Raw genomic sequence first — 16057 nt, 5'->3', positions numbered from 1 at the left:
ACCCGGCTGAATTGAAACCTGCCATGTTCCTGCCTTCGCAGGCGCATGGTACGTCCAAACCCCTCAATCTTCCTGATGATAGCGGCTGAGCCTGCGGATGAAGCCGATCAGACCCGTCTGGCGGCTGCGCTTCATGCGTTCGGCGTGCAGGATCGTCTGGACGCGCCGGAAGCAATCTTCCGCATCGACATTGCACAGGACATAATCATAGCCGTCCCAGTGCGCGATCTCTCCGGCCGCGCGGGCCATGCGGCCTTCGATCACCTCATTGCTGTCCGTCGCCCGTCCGCGCAGGCGACGCTCCAGTTCCTCCATCGACGGCGGCAGGATGAACACCCGCACCACGTCACCGCCCGCAATCTGGTGGAGTTGCTGCGCGCCCTGCCAATCGATGTCGAACAGAACGTCGCGGCCGGACTTCAGCATCGCCTCCACCGGAGCGCGGGGCGTGCCGTAGCGCTGCCCGAAGACATGCGCCCATTCCAGGAATTCGTGATCGGCGGTCATCCGCCGGAATTCCTCCAGATCGACGAAATGATAATCCTTGCCGTCGACCTCCCCCGGCCGCATCGGCCGCGTGGTCGCGGAAACCGACATGGCAAGATCCGGCTCCGCAGCCAGCAGCTTGCGCGCGATGGTGGATTTACCGGCGCCAGAGGGCGAGGAAAGAACGAACAGGACGCCGCGGCGCTTGAAATCGGGCGTCTCTATGGAGATGCTGTCGGCCATGGCCGCTCTTGGCGTCATGGACGGGATTTGGCAAGGGGGACTGTCGCGCCGTCAGCCCTTGCGGGCCTTGCGCGCTTCCTCGATCAGGATCGGCGGCGGACTGCCGTCCGGCAGAGCCTTGACCTTGCGCTTGCGATCCGCCTCGCGCTTCGCCTCATAGACCTTTCCGGCCATATAGGCGCCCGTCACGAACAGCGTGCCCATGGGATGACGCATGATGAGCCGCTTGGCCCCCATGCCCGCCAGCAGGCCGATCACGCCCTTCTTGCCGGTATCGGCGGCCACCCGCGCCGCGACGACGGTCGCACCGACGCGGGCCGCCTTTCGGAGCAGCCCGTCCTTGCGGGGCGGGCGGACGGCGATCAGCGGCTGGTCGGTCGATTTTTTCCTCATGGGACATCAATGTACCGCAGCGCGACCGGTTCCACCATGCCGATGTGGATCAGACCATATTTTCGGGCCGGACAAGCCGGTCGAAGCTTTCCCCATCGACCAACCCCAATTGCAGGCCCGCCTCCTTCAGCGTCAGCCCTTCGGCATGGGCGTGTTTCGCGATCCTGGCGGCATTGTCATAGCCGATTTCGGGCGCGAGCGCGGTGACCAGCATCAGCGACCGGTCGACCAGCTCGGCAATCCGCCTCTCATTCGCCTCCAGCCCGTCGACGCAGCGTTCTGCGAAACTGTCCATGCCGACGCTGAGCAGATGGATAGACCGCAGCACCGCCGCGCCGATCATCGGCTTGAAGACATTGAGTTCCAGATGCCCCTGAAGGCCGCCGACCGTCGCCGCCTGATGATTGCCGATGACCTGCGCGGCGACCATGGTCAGCATCTCGCACTGGGTGGGATTGACCTTGCCGGGCATGATCGAACTGCCCGGTTCATTGGCCGGCAGGTCGAGTTCGCCAAGGCCCGAGCGCGGGCCGCTGCCCAGCAGGCGGATGTCGTTGGCGATCTTGGTCAGCGCCACTGCCAGCGTCGCCAGGGTGGAGGACAGGTGCACCAGCGGATCGTTGGAGGCGAGCGCCTCGAACTTGTTGTCGGCGGTCCGGAACGGCAGGCCGGTCAGCGCCGCGATTTCCTTCGCCACCGCCACGTCGAAGCCCGCGGGCGCGTTGAGGCCGGTGCCGACCGCCGTGCCGCCCTGCGCCAGCGCCATCATGCCGTGCATGACCGCCGGCTCGATCCGCTTGCGGCTGCGGTAGAGTTGATGGGCGTAGCCGGAAAATTCCTGGCCCAGCGTCAGCGGCGTCGCGTCCTGCAGATGGGTGCGGCCGATCTTCACGATGCCCTCCCACGCCTTCGCCCTGGCGTCGAGGGCGGCGTGGAGCCGGTCGAGCGCCGGGAACAGGGCCGCCGTGGCGGCCCGCGCCGCCGCAATGTGCAGGGCGGTCGGGAAGCTGTCATTGGACGACTGGCCCATATTTACATGGTCGTTGGGGTGGACCGGGCTCTTGCCGCCGCGCTTGCCGGTCAGGGCCTCATTGGCGATGCCCGCGATCACCTCATTGACGTTCATGTTGGATTGGGTGCCGCTGCCGGTCTGCCAGATGACGAGCGGGAACTGGTCGTCATGGTTGCCCGCGACGACCTGCACCGCCGCCGCCTCGATTGCATCCGCCAGGTCCGAATCGAGTCCGTGGCTACGGTTGACCCGCGCCGCCGCCTGTTTCACGATGGCCAGCGCGTGGACGATGCCGATCGGCATGCGTTCTCCGGGGCCGAAGGGGAAATTCTCGATGCTCCGCTGGGTCTGCGCGCCCCAATAGGCGCTGGCGGGCACTTCGATGGCGCCGATGCTGTCGGTTTCGGTGCGGCTGTCGTTCAAGTCGGGCACTCCCATGATGTCGCCGGAGTGCCGTCAATCTGGGGAGCCCACGCCCCTGTTTCCAGCCTTATTTCTTCTTGCCGAAGTCCACGGTCACGACATTGGAGCCGTCCTCCGTCGTCACCTGCGGCGCGTCATTTTCCGCCTCTTCATGCGGTTCGGGCGCAATGTCGGCCTGCGCCTGGAACTGGAGCGCGAAATTCACCGCCGGATCGACGAAGGCCGTGATCGCCGCGAAGGGAATATGCAGATGCGCCGCCACCTGGTTGAAGGTCAGGCTGACCCCGAAGGCGTCGTCGCTGACCTTCAGGTCCCAGAATTTGTTCTGGAGGACGATGGTCATCTCGTCAGGGAAGCGTTCGACCAGATGGCGCGGAATATCGACTCCGGCCACCTGCGTCTTGAACGTGATGTAGAAATGATGCGCGCCGGGAAGGCCGCCCGTCCGTTCGATTTCCCCCAGCACGCGGCCGACGACGGCGCGCAGGGCCTCCTGCACGATTTCGTCATAGGGAATCAGGCTGTCGGGCAGGTCGTCGCTCATGCGCCAATGTCCTAACGGCGCGGCGGCGCGGGTCAAGTGCGCGCTATAGGTGCAACGCCACATTGCAACGGCCGTCCACTTCGTTATAGGGCGCTGCCATGCGCACGGCCGACATTCACCGCAACACTGCGGAAACGCAGATCGACGTGACCGTCAACCTGGACGGCACCGGCATCTACACCGTTTCGACGGGCATCGGTTTCCTGGATCACATGATCGAGCAACTGTCGCGTCACTCGCTGATCGACATGGACGTGAAGACCGTCGGCGACCTGCATGTGGACCAGCATCACACGACCGAGGACACGGCCATCGCCATTGGCGAGGCGGTGGCGAAGGCGCTGGGCGACAAGCGCGGCATTTCCCGCTATGGCAGCGTCTATTCCCCGATGGACGAGACGCTGACCCGCGTGTCGCTGGACATTTCGGGACGCCCCTGGCTGGTGTTCAAGGTGGACTTCACCGTGCAGCGCATCGGGGAATGGGACAGCGAGATGGTGGAGCATTTCTTCCACAGCTTCGCCCAGGCCGCCGGGATCACGCTGCACATCGAAAATCTCTACGGCAGCAACAACCATCATATCGTCGAAAGCTGCTTCAAGGGCCTTGCCCGCGCGTTGCGGCAGGCGGTGGAGATCGACCCGCGCAAGGCCGACGCCATTCCTTCGACCAAGGGAATGCTGTGACCGCGCTTGCCCTGATCGACTATGGCGCGGGCAACCTTCATTCGGTGCACAACGCCCTGCGCAAGGCGGGGGCGGACGACGCCGTCATCACCGCCGATCCGGATGTCGTGGCAGGGGCGGACCGCATCGTCCTGCCGGGCGTCGGCGCCTTCCGCGCCTGCCGCGATGCGCTGGTCGCGATTCCCGGCATGGTGGAGGCGATGAACGAGGCCGTCCGCCAGCGCGGCGTCCCCTTTCTGGGCGTGTGCGTGGGCATGCAGTTGCTGGCCGATGCGGGGGAAGAGTTCGGCCGGCACGAGGGGCTGGGCTGGATAGGCGGCACCGTCCGGCTGATCGAGCCGCGCGATCCGGCGATCAAGGTGCCGCACATGGGCTGGAACGACGTGGCCCTGCGCGGCACGCCTCCGCTGCTGGAAGCGGGCGAGGCCTATTTCCTGCACAGCTATCATTTCGAAGCCGCCGACCCGGCGCATGTCGCCGCCGTCACCGATCATGGCGGGCCGCTGGTCGCGGCGGTGGCGCGCGACACCATCATCGGCTGTCAGTTTCACCCGGAAAAGAGCCAGAGCTACGGCCTTTCCTTCCTCTCCCGTTTTCTGGATTGGCGTCCATGAGCCTGATCGTTTTCCCCGCCATCGACCTCAAGGGCGGCCAGGTCGTGCGCCTGGCCGAAGGCGACATGAACCGCGCCACCGTCTATGGCGACAATCCCGCCGCCCAGGCGATATTGTTCGCGGAAGCGGGCGCGCAGCATCTGCATGTGGTCGATCTGGACGGCAGCTTCGCGGGCCATGCGGTCAATGCCGAAGCGGTCGAGGCCATCGTGGCGGCCTTTCCCGGCCATGTGCAGCTGGGCGGGGGCATCCGCAACCGGGAGGCGGTGGAGCGCTGGTTCGACCTGGGCGTGTCGCGCATCGTCATCGGCACGGCGGCCCTGAAGGACCCGGGCTTCGTCAAGGCGGCGGCACAGGACTTCCCCGGCGGGATCGTGGTGGCGGTGGATGCGCGGGACGGCTTCGTCGCGACGGACGGCTGGGCGGAGAAGTCCGACATGCCGGTGGTCGACCTTGCCCGCCGGTTCGAGGATGCGGGCGTCGCCAGCCTGCTGTTCACCGATGTCGGCCGCGACGGCCTGCTCAAGGGCTGCAACATCGATGCGACCGTCGATCTGGCCCGCGCCACGGACATTCCGGTGATCGCCAGCGGCGGCGTCGCGGGGATCGCGGACATCCGGGTGCTGAGCCTGCATGCCGACGAGGGCATTGAAGGCGTGATCACGGGCCGCGCGCTCTATGACGGGCGGCTGGACCTGAAGGCGGCGCTGGCGGTGGCGCAGGCGGCCGCATGACCGTCCGCACCCGCGTCATCCCCTGCCTGGACGTCGCCAATGGCCGCGTGGTCAAGGGCGTGAACTTCATCGATCTGCGCGACGCGGGCGATCCGGTCGAGCAGGCGAAGATTTACGACGCAGCGGGCGCGGATGAACTCTGCTTCCTGGACATCACCGCCACGCATGAGGCGCGCGGCACGATCATCGACGTGGTCCGGCGCACGGCGGAGGTCTGCTTCATGCCGGTGACGGTGGGCGGGGGCGTGCGCAGTCCGGAGGATGCCCGCGCCCTGCTGCTCGCGGGCGCGGACAAGGTCGCGGTGAACAGTGCGGCCGTCACCCGGCCCGAGGTGGTGGCGGACATCGCCGACCGCTTCGGCAGCCAGTGCGTCGTCGGCTCGGTCGATGCGCGGCGGGTGGGCGATGGCCGCTGGGAAATCTTCACCCATGGCGGCCGCAAGCCGACCGGCATCGATGCGCTGGAGCATGCGGTGCGGCTTGCCCAACTGGGCGCGGGCGAACTGCTGGTCACGTCCATGGACGGGGACGGGACCAAGGCGGGCTATGACCTTGCCCTTACCCGCGCCATTGCCGATGCGGTTTCGGTTCCGGTCATCGCCAGCGGCGGCGTCGGGACGCTCGATCATCTGGTCGAAGGCGTGGTGGAGGGGCATGCCAGCGCGGTGCTCGCGGCGTCCATATTTCATTTCGGTCAACATAGCATTGCTGAAGCGCATCAGGCGCTGGCGGCCGCCGGCATTGCGGTCCGGACCGCCTGACCGACCCGATTTCGCCGAAAAGCGTCGGTTGCCTTTACATTAACCGATATCGGCAGACCCATGTTAACCATGATGGCGCCGTTCCGCCTCCATTTAGTGGAACTGGCACGGTGCCTGCACCTCTTCCCGCACCTGACTCAATCAACAGCGGGGTGAAGATGATGAATGTGAACAAGCTGTTTCTGGCCGCTGGCGTGGCCGCTCTGATGGGCGCGGCGGCTCCGGCGGAAGCGACCTGGTGCTGGGGCAAGAAGTGCGGCGGCTCCAGCAGCTCGGGCGGTTCCTCGTCCGGCGGCACGCCGACGCCGGTGCCCGAACCGGAACAGATGGCGCTGTTCGGCCTTGGCGCCGCGGTGCTGGGCGCGCGGGTTTTCGTCGCCCGCCGCAAGCGCAAGTAAGTTTTCGTTTGACGGTTTGCGTGCGTGGCGCTTGATGGCGCCATGCGCGCGACCCTATTTAATCTTGAACGGACCATCCGCCAGCGGCGGCAGGCCGATCCCGATCAGTCCTATGTGGCCAAGCTGACCGCCAGGGGGCGCGGCAAGATCGCCCAGAAGCTGGGCGAAGAGGCCGTGGAGACGGTGATCGCCGCCATGGCGGCGGACCGCGAGGGCGCGATCGGCGAAAGCGCAGACCTGCTGTTCCATCTGCTGGTGCTGCTGGCCGACCTCGACATCGCGCTGGACGATGTGCTGGACGAACTCGACCGGCGCGAGGGCGTGTCGGGGATCGCGGAAAAGGCGTCGCGCAAGGGCGATTGAGCGCCCTTCCCGGAAAGATATTGCCGTTCCGGCGTTTGTCCGTCAGCCTCTCGATCGTTGAGAGGACAGGAGGGCATATGTTCAAGACCCTGTTGGGCGGCCTGATCGGCGGCGTCGCCATGTATCTGATCGGCTTCCTCTTCTGGGGGACGCCGCTGAGCGCGCTCGCCTTTCATCGCGCGGAGTCCGCCGCCGGCAGCAATTTGCAGGCGGCCCTGGCGCAGGCGCTGACGCCGTCGGGCACGGGCGTCTATGTGATTCCCGACCCGGCGACCGCGCAGGGCACCATCCTCTATGGCAAGGGGCCGGTCGCCACGGTCTTCTACAACAATAGCGGATTTCCGGTCACCGATGCCGGGGCGCTGATCGGCGGCCTGATCCTGGCGCTGGTCGTCGGCATCGTCATTGCGCTGATGCTGCGGATCGTGAGCGGCGATCTGGCTGGACGGGCGAGAGCGACGGTCCTGTTCGCGCTGGCGGCCGTGCTGTGGCTGCATATCGGGCAAGCGGTGTTCAACCATGCGCCCTGGGGCTATATCCTTTATCTGGCCTTCAGCGATTTCGCGGCGCTGGTCGCGGCAGGACTGGTCGCGGCTAAAATCATGGAGAGCAGGCAGGCCGCCGGTTCCGACGCCACGGGGAAGGCAACCCTGCATTAAGCGCGGAAGGGGGCTTGCCGACTTTCCGCTTTCCTTGCTGAACAGAGTGCTCCTGCGAAGGCACTCGAATGAGACAAATGGCTCGTGAGAGCCTTCGCAGGAACGCGGCGCGCTCAGCGGCAGCTATCGGCCATCACCCACCTCTTCCGCCAGGCGGATCATGCAATCGGCGTGGCGCCGGGCGATGGCCATTCGGTCTTCGCCATAGCCGCCGCCCATGGTGCTGGCGAGCGGAATGCCCCGGCGGCGCGCGGCGCGCATCACGGCGCGGTCGCGGCGGTCCAGCCCGGCATCGCTCAGCGCCAGACGGCCGAGGCGATCGTCTTCATGCGGGTCGACCCCGGCCTGGTAGAGGATCAGATCAGGCCGGAAATCGTCGAGCACGGGCGGGAGGGCCCTCATCAGCGCCTCCATATAAGCCTCGTCGCCCGTGCCGTCCGGCAGGCCGATGTCGAGCGTCGAGCGGGCCTTGCGCACGGGGAAGTTGCGGTCCGCATGGATGGACAGGGTGAATATGTCCCCTCGCCCGCCGGTCAGCACGGCCGTGCCGTCGCCCTGATGCACGTCGAGGTCGAGGATCAATATCCGGTGCGCATCCCCCTCCGCGATCAGCCGGTTGGCAGCGATGGCAAGGTCGTTGAACACGCAATATCCCGCGCCGCTGCCGGGCAGTGCATGATGGCTGCCGCCCGCCGCATTCGCCGCATAGCCATGGCGCATGGCGAGCCGCGCCGCCAGCCATGTGCCGCCGGGCGACAGCATGGAACGGCGCGCCACCCGCTCCGTCACCGGAAATCCGATCCGTCTTTCCTTTTCCCGCGGCACGGTCTGCGTCGCGACCTGCTCGACATAATCGGGGTCGTGGACCGCCTCTATCCAGACGCGCGGCATGGGGGCGGGTTCATGCACGGTAAAGGGTGCGGCCGCCATGGTCAGCGCCTCCATCACCAGCCCATATTTGTCGAAGCGAAAGGAACTGCCCGCTGTTGCCGGAGAGACATAGGCCGGATGGTGAACGACGTGCAGCATCATCTTTTCCGCTATCTTCGAGTTTGAACGATGCGGGCTTTGCGCTATCTGGTCCAGCATGAACCGTCCTGAAATGATCCGTTTTTCCGTAATTTCCCTGCTGGGCGCCGTCGCGGTGCCGGCGGTGGCGCAACCGCCGGCCGTCGCACCGACCATGCCCGCCCCGTCGGCGCAGCCCCCCGCCCCGCAGGTCATCCTGCCTCCGGCCATGGTGACGCCGCCGCCCGTGCCGCTGCCGCAACCCTCGGCAGCGCAGGAAAAATGGCTGAACGAGTGGCTGAAGGGCGGCGCGGTCCAAGGGTTGATGGCGCGCGCCAGAGCGACCGGAGAACTGAAGGGAGAGGCGCTTCTGTCCGCCGTGCTGGACCGGGCGAAGGCGCTCAGCACCGGGCGCGTGGATACCGCCGACTTCCTGGAGATCTGGGCGTTGCGCCCGGCGCGGTTCGATCCCCGGCCCGGCCTTGCCAAGGCGATCAGCGAGGACAGGCTGCCCCAATGGGCGCTCAGCCTGACGCCGCCCTATGCCGGCTATGACGGGCTGCGCAAGGGGCTCGCCAATTACGAACGCATTCGCGATGCGGGCGGCTGGCCCACCCTCACCGCGCAATCCTCCCCCGATGCCGTGCGGGCGCGCATCGCCATAGAGGACAAGAGCGTCACGCCCGGCGAAAAGCTGGTCGATGTGCTGCAACGGGCGCAGCGGCGCTATGGCCTCAACCCCACCGGCCTGCTGGACGCCCGGACGCTCAGGGAGCTGAACGTGCCGGTGGACGATCGCATCGCCGCGATCATGGCGAATATGGAGCGCTGGCGCTGGATGCCGCGCGAATTGCCTGTCAACCGGGTGCAGGTGAATATCGCCGCCGCCGTGCTGACGGTGTTCGAGGGCGACCAGCCGGTGACGTCGATGCGCGCGGTGACGGGCTCGCCCGACAATGCGACACCGATGCTGTCGTCCAGCATCCATTCGATCGTGGTCAACCCGCCATGGAATGTCCCCTCCTCCATCGCGAAGCGCGAATTGTGGCCAAAGGGGCGCGCGACACTGATCCGGCAAGGGTACAAGATCGTCGGCACGCCGGAAACCGGAGAGCGGATCGTGCAGCCCGCCGGCCCGAACAGCGCGCTTGGCCGGTTGAAGTTCGACTTCAACAATCCCTTCGCCGTCTACCTGCACGACACGCCGTCCCGGGCAAAGTTTTCAAGCTATGACCGGCTGGCTAGCCATGGCTGCATCCGTCTGGAAAAGCCCGTCCCGCTGGCGGAGCTGATGGTGGCGGGCAATCCCGACCTTGCCGGCAAGATCCAGTCGCTGATCGACGCGGGCAAGACCCAGCGGGTGTCGCTGCCCAAGGAAGTGGCGGTGTACCTGCTTTACTGGACCGCCTTCGCCAGCAATAACGGGACGATGAGCTTCCGTTCCGACCCCTATGGCTGGGACAAGCTGCTGGCGGCGAAGATCGAGGCGTCCAGCCGCCGCGTCGATCCGACCGCCGCGCCCGCCACCTCCATCGCATCCAAGGACTGATCTTCATGCGCAAATTCGCCCTTATCGCCCTTGCCGGGACGCTTGCCCTCGCCGCCTGCGGCAAGAAGGAGGAAGAGGCGCCCGCGACCAACAATCTGGTCGAGCCGCCGGTCGAAAATGTGATCGAGGAGGAACCGGTGGCCCCCGCTCCCGAGCCGGGCAACAATGCGGCCGCGCCGGAACCTGCGCCGCCGCCGAGCATTTCCGAACAGCAGCAGATCGAGGACGACGCCGCCGCGACAGGCATGACGGCGCGCCTTGGCCAGGACGGCGCAGACGAAGGCGCGAACGCCACCGAATAGGGGCCCGCGCCATCGGCCGGAGTCTTCCCGCCCCGGAAAGGAGGCGGGACGGCGGCGGCGATCCTGCGCCGCCCTTGGACTGGCGCTGCTCCTTTGCTATATTGCGATTCATGGATCGTCGTAGTTTTACCAAGCTCGCTTTGAGCGGGCTGGCATTTTCGTTTCTTGCCGACAGTGCCGGGCGGGCCGCTCCGCTGGGCGAAACGCAGCCACAGCCGGCAGTTCCTCCCGCACCGCGTCCGGCTTCGCCGGGGCCGCTCGCGACCCAGCCCTATGCGAAACTGCTGGAGCGGGCAAAGGCCGCGCTGGACCAGCATGGGCATATGTTCACCCTGCGGGACCGGGTGGCGCTGGCCGATTTCAATGCGCCGTCGCGCGAATTGCGCTTCCATGTGGTCGACCTGATCGGCGGGCAGGCAAGTTCCTATCTGGTTGCCCATGGCCGCGGTTCCGACCCCGAGCATTCGGGATGGCTCCACAGCTTTTCCAATGAGCCCAATTCACTGGCGAGCAGTTCGGGCGCCTTCAAGACCGGCGAAATCTATGAGGGCCAGCATGGCCGGGCGATGCGCCTGGCCGGGCTCGATCCGCAGAACAACAATGCGGAGATGCGCGCCATCGTCGTGCATGGCGCGGACTATGTCAGCGAGAACCATATCGCGACCTGGGGCAAGATCGGCCGCAGCGAGGGCTGTTTCGCGCTTGCCCGCCATATGCTGCCGCAATTCATCGGCCTGATGGGGCCGGGGCGGCTGCTCTATGCCGACAAGATCATGGGCCAGACGGCTTAGGCACAGAGCGTTACCCTGTCCCGTTCGCACAGGGTCGGGCAGGTTGAAACATGGCGTGCTCCCGCCTTCGCGGGGGCAGGTTCACCGTTGGACAAATAGGGCGTCGTGCGCAAAAGTGGGAACGGGTTTTGCGTTTTAAACGATGCGACAACAAAAGCTTGGAGCGCGCGGCCTGCGTTCGATTTAACGCAGCGCGCTCTAAATAGCGGCGTCAGCCGGCCTTGGCGCCCGTCATCGCCTCGATAGAGGGTTTGTTCATCGCATCGATGGTGCCGTCGCTCAGCATCGCCTTGCCCATTTTCAACGCTTCGGCGGACAGGGCCGGGTCGTTGCCGGTCTGGCTGACCCCGATCAGTGCGGATAGCAGGGTGTTCCGGGAGACCGCATCCCCGGCCTTTTCCGCGACGGACCTGCGCGCGAGGGTCAGCGCCTCCTGATAGAGGGGATCGGCCCCGGTCCTGTCATTGCCGGCGAGCTTCTGATTGCCCATCTGGATCAAGATGCCGGCGAAGATATTGCGGCTGGCGGCATCGGCGGGCTTTGCCTCCACCAGCTTGCGCCAATGGGGCGCGGATTCGGTATAGAGCGCGATCACCCTGTCCATCCTGCCCAGCGCGCCCTGCGCCGCCGCATCGGCGTAAAGCGCGTTGGCGAGGAAATTCACATTTTCGATCCTGGCGGGGTCGAGCTCCACGGCCGTGCGGATAGCGGGCAGTGCGGCTTCATATTTCGCGGCGGCGGCGGCATTGTCGCCGGCCTGCTGCGCGGTCTGTCCCGCGGTGAAATCAGTGACCGCCCGGTTGAAGGCCGCGATCTGTTCCGAACTCATCCGACCGGCGGCGGGAGCCGCCTGCCCCGCCTGCTGGGCAAGCACCGGGGCCGCCAGCGCCAGCGGCGCGGACAGGGCGATCAGGACGAAAAGAGAAAAACGGGGCGGCAAAATGGAGCACTCCTCGGTCTTGCGAAAAAAGCAGGCTTCAGGGCAGCCCGCCTGTCGATATTGAACGAAGACGCTGCGTCATTCCCACCCGGTCAGGCGCGGGCCATCTCGCAAAAGGCTCGGGCCATGGCAAATTCGTTCCTGCGCTGCGCCGACCGGGCGGCGGCTTCCTTGTCCTCGCCCCATTGTTCGACTTCCCAGGCTTCGTCGATTTCGGACGCCGTCCAGATCAGGTCGGCGTCATGGCCCCCCTCCACCACCGCCAGACCGCAGACGAGCGAGCCGGACAGCGTCACCAGCGTGGATAGCCCCGCCAGGGTGAAAGGGTCGAGAACCGCCACGGCAGCCGCCAGCCGCTCCAGCGTTTCGGTCGGCTGGGCCACCGGAACGATGCCCTGCGTCACCCGGAACGCGACGTCGTAGCGGGTCGTCGCCCATTCCAGCAGCGGGTCCCAGGCCGCGGCCTCTCGAGCAATCAGTTCGGCCGGCCCCTCCGCACGATAGCAGAGCAGATCGCTTTCGGCATAGCGGGCGATGCCTGCGGCAAAACTCCCGCTATTGGGTGCGATCTGGTCTATGGCGCCGTTGGCGAGCCCGGTGAACGGCATGGATCGGGGGTCGACCGTGTCGCCCTGCGCGCGCCATTCTTCGGCGATCGCCTCTGCAAGCCCCTGGGTGGGCAGCGCCAGCGGCGCGCGGGCGGGGGTGCGGACCGGGCGGCCGTCGAGGCGGATTTCGAAACCGGATTCAACCGCGACGACGGCGGCATCCTGGTAGAAGCGTTTCATGATTGCGGCGGTTTCCTGAACAGCGCGAGCAGCAGGCGCGGGACGATGACGAACTGGAACAGGCCGACGATGACGAAGATCGCGCCCATCGCCTTCGCCTTGTTCCCCTGCACCCAATGGAAGCGCTGCATCAGCACCAGGAAGCCGAACATCACCAGCAGCGCGCCCGACAGGCGGAACAGGCCGAGCGCGAAGAAACGCTGGCGGGCGACCTTTTCCGGGTCGGTGGGAGGAACGGGCGGCATGTCGGTCATCGGGAGCGGCTGTCGGACGAAGGGACATGGGGGGCGTGGATATGGCCGCGCAGCTCCGCGCTGTCCATGGCGACGCTGTGTGCGCCGGCGTCCATCAGATCCTGCGGCGTGTGATAGCCCCAGCCCACGCCCAGCGCCCGCGTGCCGGCAGACAGCGCCATGTCGATGTCGAAGCTGGTGTCGCCGATCATCACCGTGCTTTCCGGTGTCGCTCCTGCTTCGGCCATGGCCGTCAGCAGCATGGAGGGATGCGGCTTCGACGGATGGCGGTCGGCGGTCTGCAACGTCACGAAATGGGCGTGGATGCCATGATGGGTGAGGCAAAGTTGCAGGCCGCGGTCCGATTTGCCGGTGGCGACGCCCAGCAGCCAGCCATCGGCATCCAGTTCGCGGATCAGTTCGGCAATGCCGGGATAGAGCGGTTCCGACACCGCATTTTCGCGGCGAAGCTGCTGGAAGGCCAGCTTGTAGCTTTCCGACAGATGATCGTGATAATCGGCCTCCGCATCCGGCAGGAGCCGCGCCATGGCGAGCGGGAGCGACAGGCCGACGACCGACAGGATCGTCGCGCGGTCCGGCGCCACCAGCTTCTCGCCCTCGAACGCGCGGACCATGGCCGTGCAGATGCTGTGCTGGCTGTCGACCAGCGTGCCGTCGCAATCGAATACGGCAAGGCGATTGCTCATGGCCGCGTCGCCCGCATGAGGGCGGACATGGCGGCATCGCCTCTGGCCGCGAGAGCGTCCGCCACGGCGATGCGCGCGGATTCCGGCTTGTCCTGTCCCAGCTTCATCGTGCCTTCCATCGCATGCACGGCCATCTCAAAGCCTATCAGGCCCGTCATCACACGCTCGAACAGCCCCTCGCTCATCTTCTCGCGGGTCCAGACCGGTTTGGGCAGGAGGCGGCTTTCCTGATCGTTCGACAGCGCGTCGAGATGGGCGACGGTCTGCTCATGGTCCAGCCTACGCATGACGCCGCGCAATTCCGCCGACTGGTAGTTCCAGGTCGGCACCTTGTCGGGCATGCCGTACCAGTCGGGGCTGATATAATGATGGGCGCCGGTCACGACGATCAGCGCTTCCTGACCGTCCAGGTGGCGGACGATGGGATTGGCGCGGTGGAGGTGAAGGCCGACATGCCGCTCGTCCCTCCAGACGAGCGGCAGATGGACGACATGCTGGCGGTCCGGTGCGGTCACGCAGAGCAGGCCGAAGCCCACCTCCGCCACGAATGCGCGGATCGCGGCTTCGTCCCGCCAGCGATAAGGCGCGCCGGGCGTCATTTCCTGCGCGGCCCTCCACCCGAACCGCGGGCGCGCCGTTCGCCCTTGCGGCCCTTGCGGATCTGCTTGGCATGAGCGCGGGCGGCCTTCTTCTCATCCTCCCGCGTGGGCGCGCGGGCGACCTCCTCGTCGAGCGGCAGGTCGCCGGCGGAGAGGTCGAAGCCCAGCGAGGCAAGGCTGGCGGCGAAATGCTCGGGCAGTTCGGCCCGCACGTCGACCCGGCCGCCATCGGGATGATCGACCCGGATGCGGCGGGCGTGAAGATGCATCTTGCGGCTGATCGTGCCGCTCAGAAAGGCGTCCTTGCCGCCATATTTGCCGTCCCCGACGATGGGATGGCCGATTGCCGCCATATGGACGCGCAACTGGTGGGTCCGGCCGGTATAGGGTTGCAGTTCGACCCAGGCGGCGCGATTGCCCGCGCGTTCGATTACGCGATAGCGCGAGCGGGAAGGAAGCCCTTCCTCCTCATCGACATGCATTTTCTCGCCGCCGGTGCCGGGCTGCTTGGCGATGGGCAGTTCGATCATGCCATCCTCGATGGAGGGCACGCCCATCACGATGGCCCAATAGACCTTGCGCGCCGTGCGGCTGGAGAAGGCCTTGGCGAAGAAGGCGGCCGACCGCGCGGTGCGCGCGACGAGCAGCGCGCCGGACGTGTCCTTGTCCAGCCGGTGGACGAGCTTGGGCCGCTGGTCGAGGTCGAACTCCAGCGCATCGAGCAGGCCGTCGACATGATCGTCCGTCTTGGTGCCGCCCTGCGTGGCGAGGCCGGGCGGTTTGTTGATGACGATGGCTTGCGCGTCGCGATGGATGACGAGCCCCTGGGCGAAGGCCGCCTGATCGTCCGTCAGTTGCGGACGGATGCGTTTGGGCTTCGCGGTTTCAGGGGCCTTGGGCTCGGCGGGGGGCACGCGGATGGTCTGGCCCTCCGCGATGCGGTCGCCCGGCGCGGCGCGGGCGCCATCCACGCGCAACTGGCCGGTGCGCGCCCAGCGCGAGACGGTGTTGAAGCCGATGTCGGGCAGATGCCGCTGGAACCAGCGGTCGAGCCGGATGCCGTCGTCATCCACCGCCACGCGGAATTGCCGCACGTCGAGCGACACGCCCTTCGCCGGAGAGGAGGAGGCGGACCGGGCAGCAGTCTTTGCCGCAGGCGTTTTGGCGGCGGGCGTTTTGACAGGAGGCCGGGCAGCGGGCTTAGGCGCATCCGGCTTGCGGGCGCGAGCCGCCTTGGCCGCGCCGCGCGCCCGCCCCTGGGGCGCTGCGCCGGGCTTGCGGGGGCCGGTGGGTTTGCCGGGAGGACGGCCCTTCATGCGACGCTCCTCATGACGGCCAGACCGCCGGCCAGCGCGCCCACGGCGCCGATGACGGAAAGGACCGCATAGCCCAGCGCCATGCCCGGCTGCCCCCGCTCCATCATCAGCACGGTTTCCAGGCTGAAGGAGGAGAAGGTCGTGAAGCCGCCCAGCAGACCGACGGCAAGCAGCAGCCGGATCGGTTCGCCCCCCGCCATATTGAAGCGGGCCAGCCATCCGGCGAACAGGCCCATGGCGAAACCGCCGATGATATTCGCGCCGAATGTTCCCCAGGGCCACAGGGCGCCAGGGAATATCTGGGCAGCGAGACGCCCGAGCAGGTAGCGCAAGGCCGATCCGACGGCGCCTCCTGCCATGACGAGAAGAATATTGGTCATGCCGCCCGCCCTAGAGCATTTTTGCAAGGCTTGGGAAGCGGTCATTGGCCGGGGGGATGAAGGTGGCGCTGTTCCCCCTTCCAATCGCCGATATGGCATTTTTTTCACGACCCATGTCACGCCAGCCG

22 protein-coding genes are annotated in these 16057 nt (G+C 66.6%); 10 read left to right on the top strand and 12 right to left on the bottom strand.

The window, feature by feature from the left end; translation table 11 throughout:
- Window positions 1-63: 63 nt before the first annotated feature.
- The 4 genes from gmk to H5V43_RS02615 form a co-directional block, all read right to left on the bottom strand.
- The gene (gene gmk, locus H5V43_RS02630; protein WP_025551753.1) at window positions 64-729 is read right to left on the bottom strand and encodes a guanylate kinase; all 666 of its coding nucleotides are present in this window, start codon (window positions 727-729) and stop codon (window positions 64-66) included.
- 51 nt (window positions 730-780) lie between these two features.
- Complete coding sequence (locus H5V43_RS02625) at window positions 781-1122, bottom strand: hypothetical protein (protein WP_193666747.1); 342 nt, start codon at window positions 1120-1122, stop codon at window positions 781-783.
- Window positions 1123-1171: 49 nt separating this feature from the next.
- Window positions 1172-2557, bottom strand: coding sequence for a class II fumarate hydratase (gene fumC / locus H5V43_RS02620; protein WP_025551755.1), 1386 nt, complete (start codon window positions 2555-2557; stop codon window positions 1172-1174).
- A 67-nt stretch (window positions 2558-2624) separates the two neighbouring features.
- Window positions 2625-3101: an SspB family protein gene (locus H5V43_RS02615; protein WP_025551757.1), complete on the bottom strand. Its 477-nt coding sequence runs from the start codon at window positions 3099-3101 to the stop codon at window positions 2625-2627.
- Between the two features lie 98 nt (window positions 3102-3199).
- Between H5V43_RS02615 and hisB the strand changes: the two genes are divergently transcribed.
- The 7 genes from hisB to H5V43_RS02580 all read left to right on the top strand — a co-directional run bounded on the left by hisB (window position 3200) and on the right by H5V43_RS02580 (window position 7316).
- Window positions 3200-3787 carry an imidazoleglycerol-phosphate dehydratase HisB gene (gene hisB / locus H5V43_RS02610; RefSeq protein ID WP_025551758.1) on the top strand — a complete coding sequence of 196 codons (588 nt, stop codon included), beginning with the start codon at window positions 3200-3202 and terminating at the stop codon, window positions 3785-3787.
- A complete protein-coding gene (hisH, locus tag H5V43_RS02605; RefSeq protein ID WP_025551759.1) occupies window positions 3784-4401 on the top strand; it encodes an imidazole glycerol phosphate synthase subunit HisH in 618 nt (205 codons plus the stop codon). Before hisB ends, hisH begins: the two co-directional genes overlap by 4 nt.
- Window positions 4398-5135 carry a 1-(5-phosphoribosyl)-5-[(5-phosphoribosylamino)methylideneamino]imidazole-4-carboxamide isomerase gene (hisA, locus tag H5V43_RS02600; protein WP_025551761.1) on the top strand — a complete coding sequence of 246 codons (738 nt, stop codon included), beginning with the start codon at window positions 4398-4400 and terminating at the stop codon, window positions 5133-5135. Before hisH ends, hisA begins: the two co-directional genes overlap by 4 nt.
- Complete coding sequence (hisF, locus tag H5V43_RS02595; protein ID WP_044661851.1) at window positions 5132-5896, top strand: imidazole glycerol phosphate synthase subunit HisF; 765 nt, start codon at window positions 5132-5134, stop codon at window positions 5894-5896. Before hisA ends, hisF begins: the two co-directional genes overlap by 4 nt.
- A 161-nt stretch (window positions 5897-6057) precedes the next feature.
- The gene (locus H5V43_RS02590; RefSeq protein WP_025551763.1) at window positions 6058-6294 is read left to right on the top strand and encodes a PEP-CTERM sorting domain-containing protein; all 237 of its coding nucleotides are present in this window, start codon (window positions 6058-6060) and stop codon (window positions 6292-6294) included.
- A gap of 42 nt (window positions 6295-6336) precedes the next feature.
- Entirely contained in the window at window positions 6337-6657 is a 321-nt protein-coding gene (locus tag H5V43_RS02585) for a phosphoribosyl-ATP diphosphatase (RefSeq protein WP_025551765.1), read from the top strand.
- Between the two features lie 77 nt (window positions 6658-6734).
- Window positions 6735-7316 (top strand): hypothetical protein, encoded by a 582-nt coding sequence (locus tag H5V43_RS02580; protein WP_025551767.1) that lies wholly within the window; start codon window positions 6735-6737, stop codon window positions 7314-7316.
- 123 nt (window positions 7317-7439) lie between these two features.
- Here the strand turns inward: H5V43_RS02580 and H5V43_RS02575 are convergent, their stop codons facing one another.
- The gene (locus H5V43_RS02575; RefSeq protein ID WP_025551769.1) at window positions 7440-8345 is read right to left on the bottom strand and encodes a histone deacetylase family protein; all 906 of its coding nucleotides are present in this window, start codon (window positions 8343-8345) and stop codon (window positions 7440-7442) included.
- A gap of 73 nt (window positions 8346-8418) precedes the next feature.
- Between H5V43_RS02575 and H5V43_RS02570 the strand changes: the two genes are divergently transcribed.
- The 3 genes from H5V43_RS02570 to H5V43_RS02560 all read left to right on the top strand — a co-directional run bounded on the left by H5V43_RS02570 (window position 8419) and on the right by H5V43_RS02560 (window position 10966).
- A complete protein-coding gene (locus H5V43_RS02570) occupies window positions 8419-9873 on the top strand; it encodes a L,D-transpeptidase family protein (protein ID WP_025551770.1) in 1455 nt (484 codons plus the stop codon).
- 5 nt (window positions 9874-9878) lie between these two features.
- On the top strand, window positions 9879-10175 hold the full coding sequence (locus H5V43_RS02565; RefSeq protein WP_025551772.1) for a hypothetical protein: 297 nt from the start codon (window positions 9879-9881) through the stop codon (window positions 10173-10175).
- A 110-nt stretch (window positions 10176-10285) separates the two neighbouring features.
- Complete coding sequence (locus H5V43_RS02560; protein WP_025551774.1) at window positions 10286-10966, top strand: murein L,D-transpeptidase catalytic domain family protein; 681 nt, start codon at window positions 10286-10288, stop codon at window positions 10964-10966.
- 211 nt (window positions 10967-11177) lie between these two features.
- On the opposite strand, the gene H5V43_RS02555 is transcribed toward H5V43_RS02560, so the two are convergent.
- From H5V43_RS02555 to crcB, 7 genes are all read right to left on the bottom strand, one after another.
- On the bottom strand, window positions 11178-11906 hold the full coding sequence (locus H5V43_RS02555; RefSeq protein ID WP_025550165.1) for a hypothetical protein: 729 nt from the start codon (window positions 11904-11906) through the stop codon (window positions 11178-11180).
- A 92-nt stretch (window positions 11907-11998) separates the two neighbouring features.
- A complete protein-coding gene (locus tag H5V43_RS02550) occupies window positions 11999-12694 on the bottom strand; it encodes an ATP12 family chaperone protein (RefSeq protein ID WP_025550166.1) in 696 nt (231 codons plus the stop codon).
- Complete coding sequence (locus H5V43_RS02545; protein ID WP_025550167.1) at window positions 12691-12948, bottom strand: hypothetical protein; 258 nt, start codon at window positions 12946-12948, stop codon at window positions 12691-12693. The genes H5V43_RS02550 and H5V43_RS02545 overlap by 4 nt, the downstream gene beginning before the upstream one ends.
- The gene (locus H5V43_RS02540; RefSeq protein ID WP_025550168.1) at window positions 12945-13634 is read right to left on the bottom strand and encodes an HAD-IA family hydrolase; all 690 of its coding nucleotides are present in this window, start codon (window positions 13632-13634) and stop codon (window positions 12945-12947) included. The genes H5V43_RS02545 and H5V43_RS02540 overlap by 4 nt, the downstream gene beginning before the upstream one ends.
- Window positions 13631-14233: an FMN-binding negative transcriptional regulator gene (locus H5V43_RS02535; RefSeq protein WP_025550169.1), complete on the bottom strand. Its 603-nt coding sequence runs from the start codon at window positions 14231-14233 to the stop codon at window positions 13631-13633. Before H5V43_RS02535 ends, H5V43_RS02540 begins: the two co-directional genes overlap by 4 nt.
- The gene (locus tag H5V43_RS02530; protein ID WP_193666746.1) at window positions 14230-15549 is read right to left on the bottom strand and encodes an RluA family pseudouridine synthase; all 1320 of its coding nucleotides are present in this window, start codon (window positions 15547-15549) and stop codon (window positions 14230-14232) included. Before H5V43_RS02530 ends, H5V43_RS02535 begins: the two co-directional genes overlap by 4 nt.
- The gene (gene crcB / locus H5V43_RS02525; protein WP_025550170.1) at window positions 15546-15929 is read right to left on the bottom strand and encodes a fluoride efflux transporter CrcB; all 384 of its coding nucleotides are present in this window, start codon (window positions 15927-15929) and stop codon (window positions 15546-15548) included. The genes H5V43_RS02530 and crcB overlap by 4 nt, the downstream gene beginning before the upstream one ends.
- Between the last annotated feature and the right edge of the window lie 128 nt (window positions 15930-16057).

The sequence above is a fragment of the Sphingobium fuliginis genome, from assembly GCF_015074805.1.
Lineage (GTDB): Bacteria > Pseudomonadota > Alphaproteobacteria > Sphingomonadales > Sphingomonadaceae > Sphingobium > Sphingobium fuliginis.
This window is presented reverse-complemented; position numbering and strand designations above follow the sequence as displayed.

Coding starts and splice junctions, on each gene's coding strand:
- gmk (WP_025551753.1), bottom strand. CDS start 729: ATGGCCGACAGCATCTCCATAGAGACGCCCGATTTCAAGCGCCGCGGC.
- H5V43_RS02625 (WP_193666747.1), bottom strand. CDS start 1,122: ATGAGGAAAAAATCGACCGACCAGCCGCTGATCGCCGTCCGCCCGCCC.
- H5V43_RS02615 (WP_025551757.1), bottom strand. CDS start 3,101: ATGAGCGACGACCTGCCCGACAGCCTGATTCCCTATGACGAAATCGTG.
- hisB (WP_025551758.1), top strand. CDS start 3,200: ATGCGCACGGCCGACATTCACCGCAACACTGCGGAAACGCAGATCGAC.
- hisA (WP_025551761.1), top strand. CDS start 4,398: ATGAGCCTGATCGTTTTCCCCGCCATCGACCTCAAGGGCGGCCAGGTC.
- hisF (WP_044661851.1), top strand. CDS start 5,132: ATGACCGTCCGCACCCGCGTCATCCCCTGCCTGGACGTCGCCAATGGC.
- H5V43_RS02590 (WP_025551763.1), top strand. CDS start 6,058: ATGAATGTGAACAAGCTGTTTCTGGCCGCTGGCGTGGCCGCTCTGATG.
- H5V43_RS02585 (WP_025551765.1), top strand. CDS start 6,337: ATGCGCGCGACCCTATTTAATCTTGAACGGACCATCCGCCAGCGGCGG.
- H5V43_RS02580 (WP_025551767.1), top strand. CDS start 6,735: ATGTTCAAGACCCTGTTGGGCGGCCTGATCGGCGGCGTCGCCATGTAT.
- H5V43_RS02575 (WP_025551769.1), bottom strand. CDS start 8,345: ATGCTGCACGTCGTTCACCATCCGGCCTATGTCTCTCCGGCAACAGCG.
- H5V43_RS02570 (WP_025551770.1), top strand. CDS start 8,419: ATGATCCGTTTTTCCGTAATTTCCCTGCTGGGCGCCGTCGCGGTGCCG.
- H5V43_RS02565 (WP_025551772.1), top strand. CDS start 9,879: ATGCGCAAATTCGCCCTTATCGCCCTTGCCGGGACGCTTGCCCTCGCC.
- H5V43_RS02560 (WP_025551774.1), top strand. CDS start 10,286: ATGGATCGTCGTAGTTTTACCAAGCTCGCTTTGAGCGGGCTGGCATTT.
- H5V43_RS02550 (WP_025550166.1), bottom strand. CDS start 12,694: ATGAAACGCTTCTACCAGGATGCCGCCGTCGTCGCGGTTGAATCCGGT.
- H5V43_RS02545 (WP_025550167.1), bottom strand. CDS start 12,948: ATGACCGACATGCCGCCCGTTCCTCCCACCGACCCGGAAAAGGTCGCC.
- H5V43_RS02540 (WP_025550168.1), bottom strand. CDS start 13,634: ATGAGCAATCGCCTTGCCGTATTCGATTGCGACGGCACGCTGGTCGAC.
- H5V43_RS02535 (WP_025550169.1), bottom strand. CDS start 14,233: ATGACGCCCGGCGCGCCTTATCGCTGGCGGGACGAAGCCGCGATCCGC.
- H5V43_RS02530 (WP_193666746.1), bottom strand. CDS start 15,549: ATGAAGGGCCGTCCTCCCGGCAAACCCACCGGCCCCCGCAAGCCCGGC.
- crcB (WP_025550170.1), bottom strand. CDS start 15,929: ATGACCAATATTCTTCTCGTCATGGCAGGAGGCGCCGTCGGATCGGCC.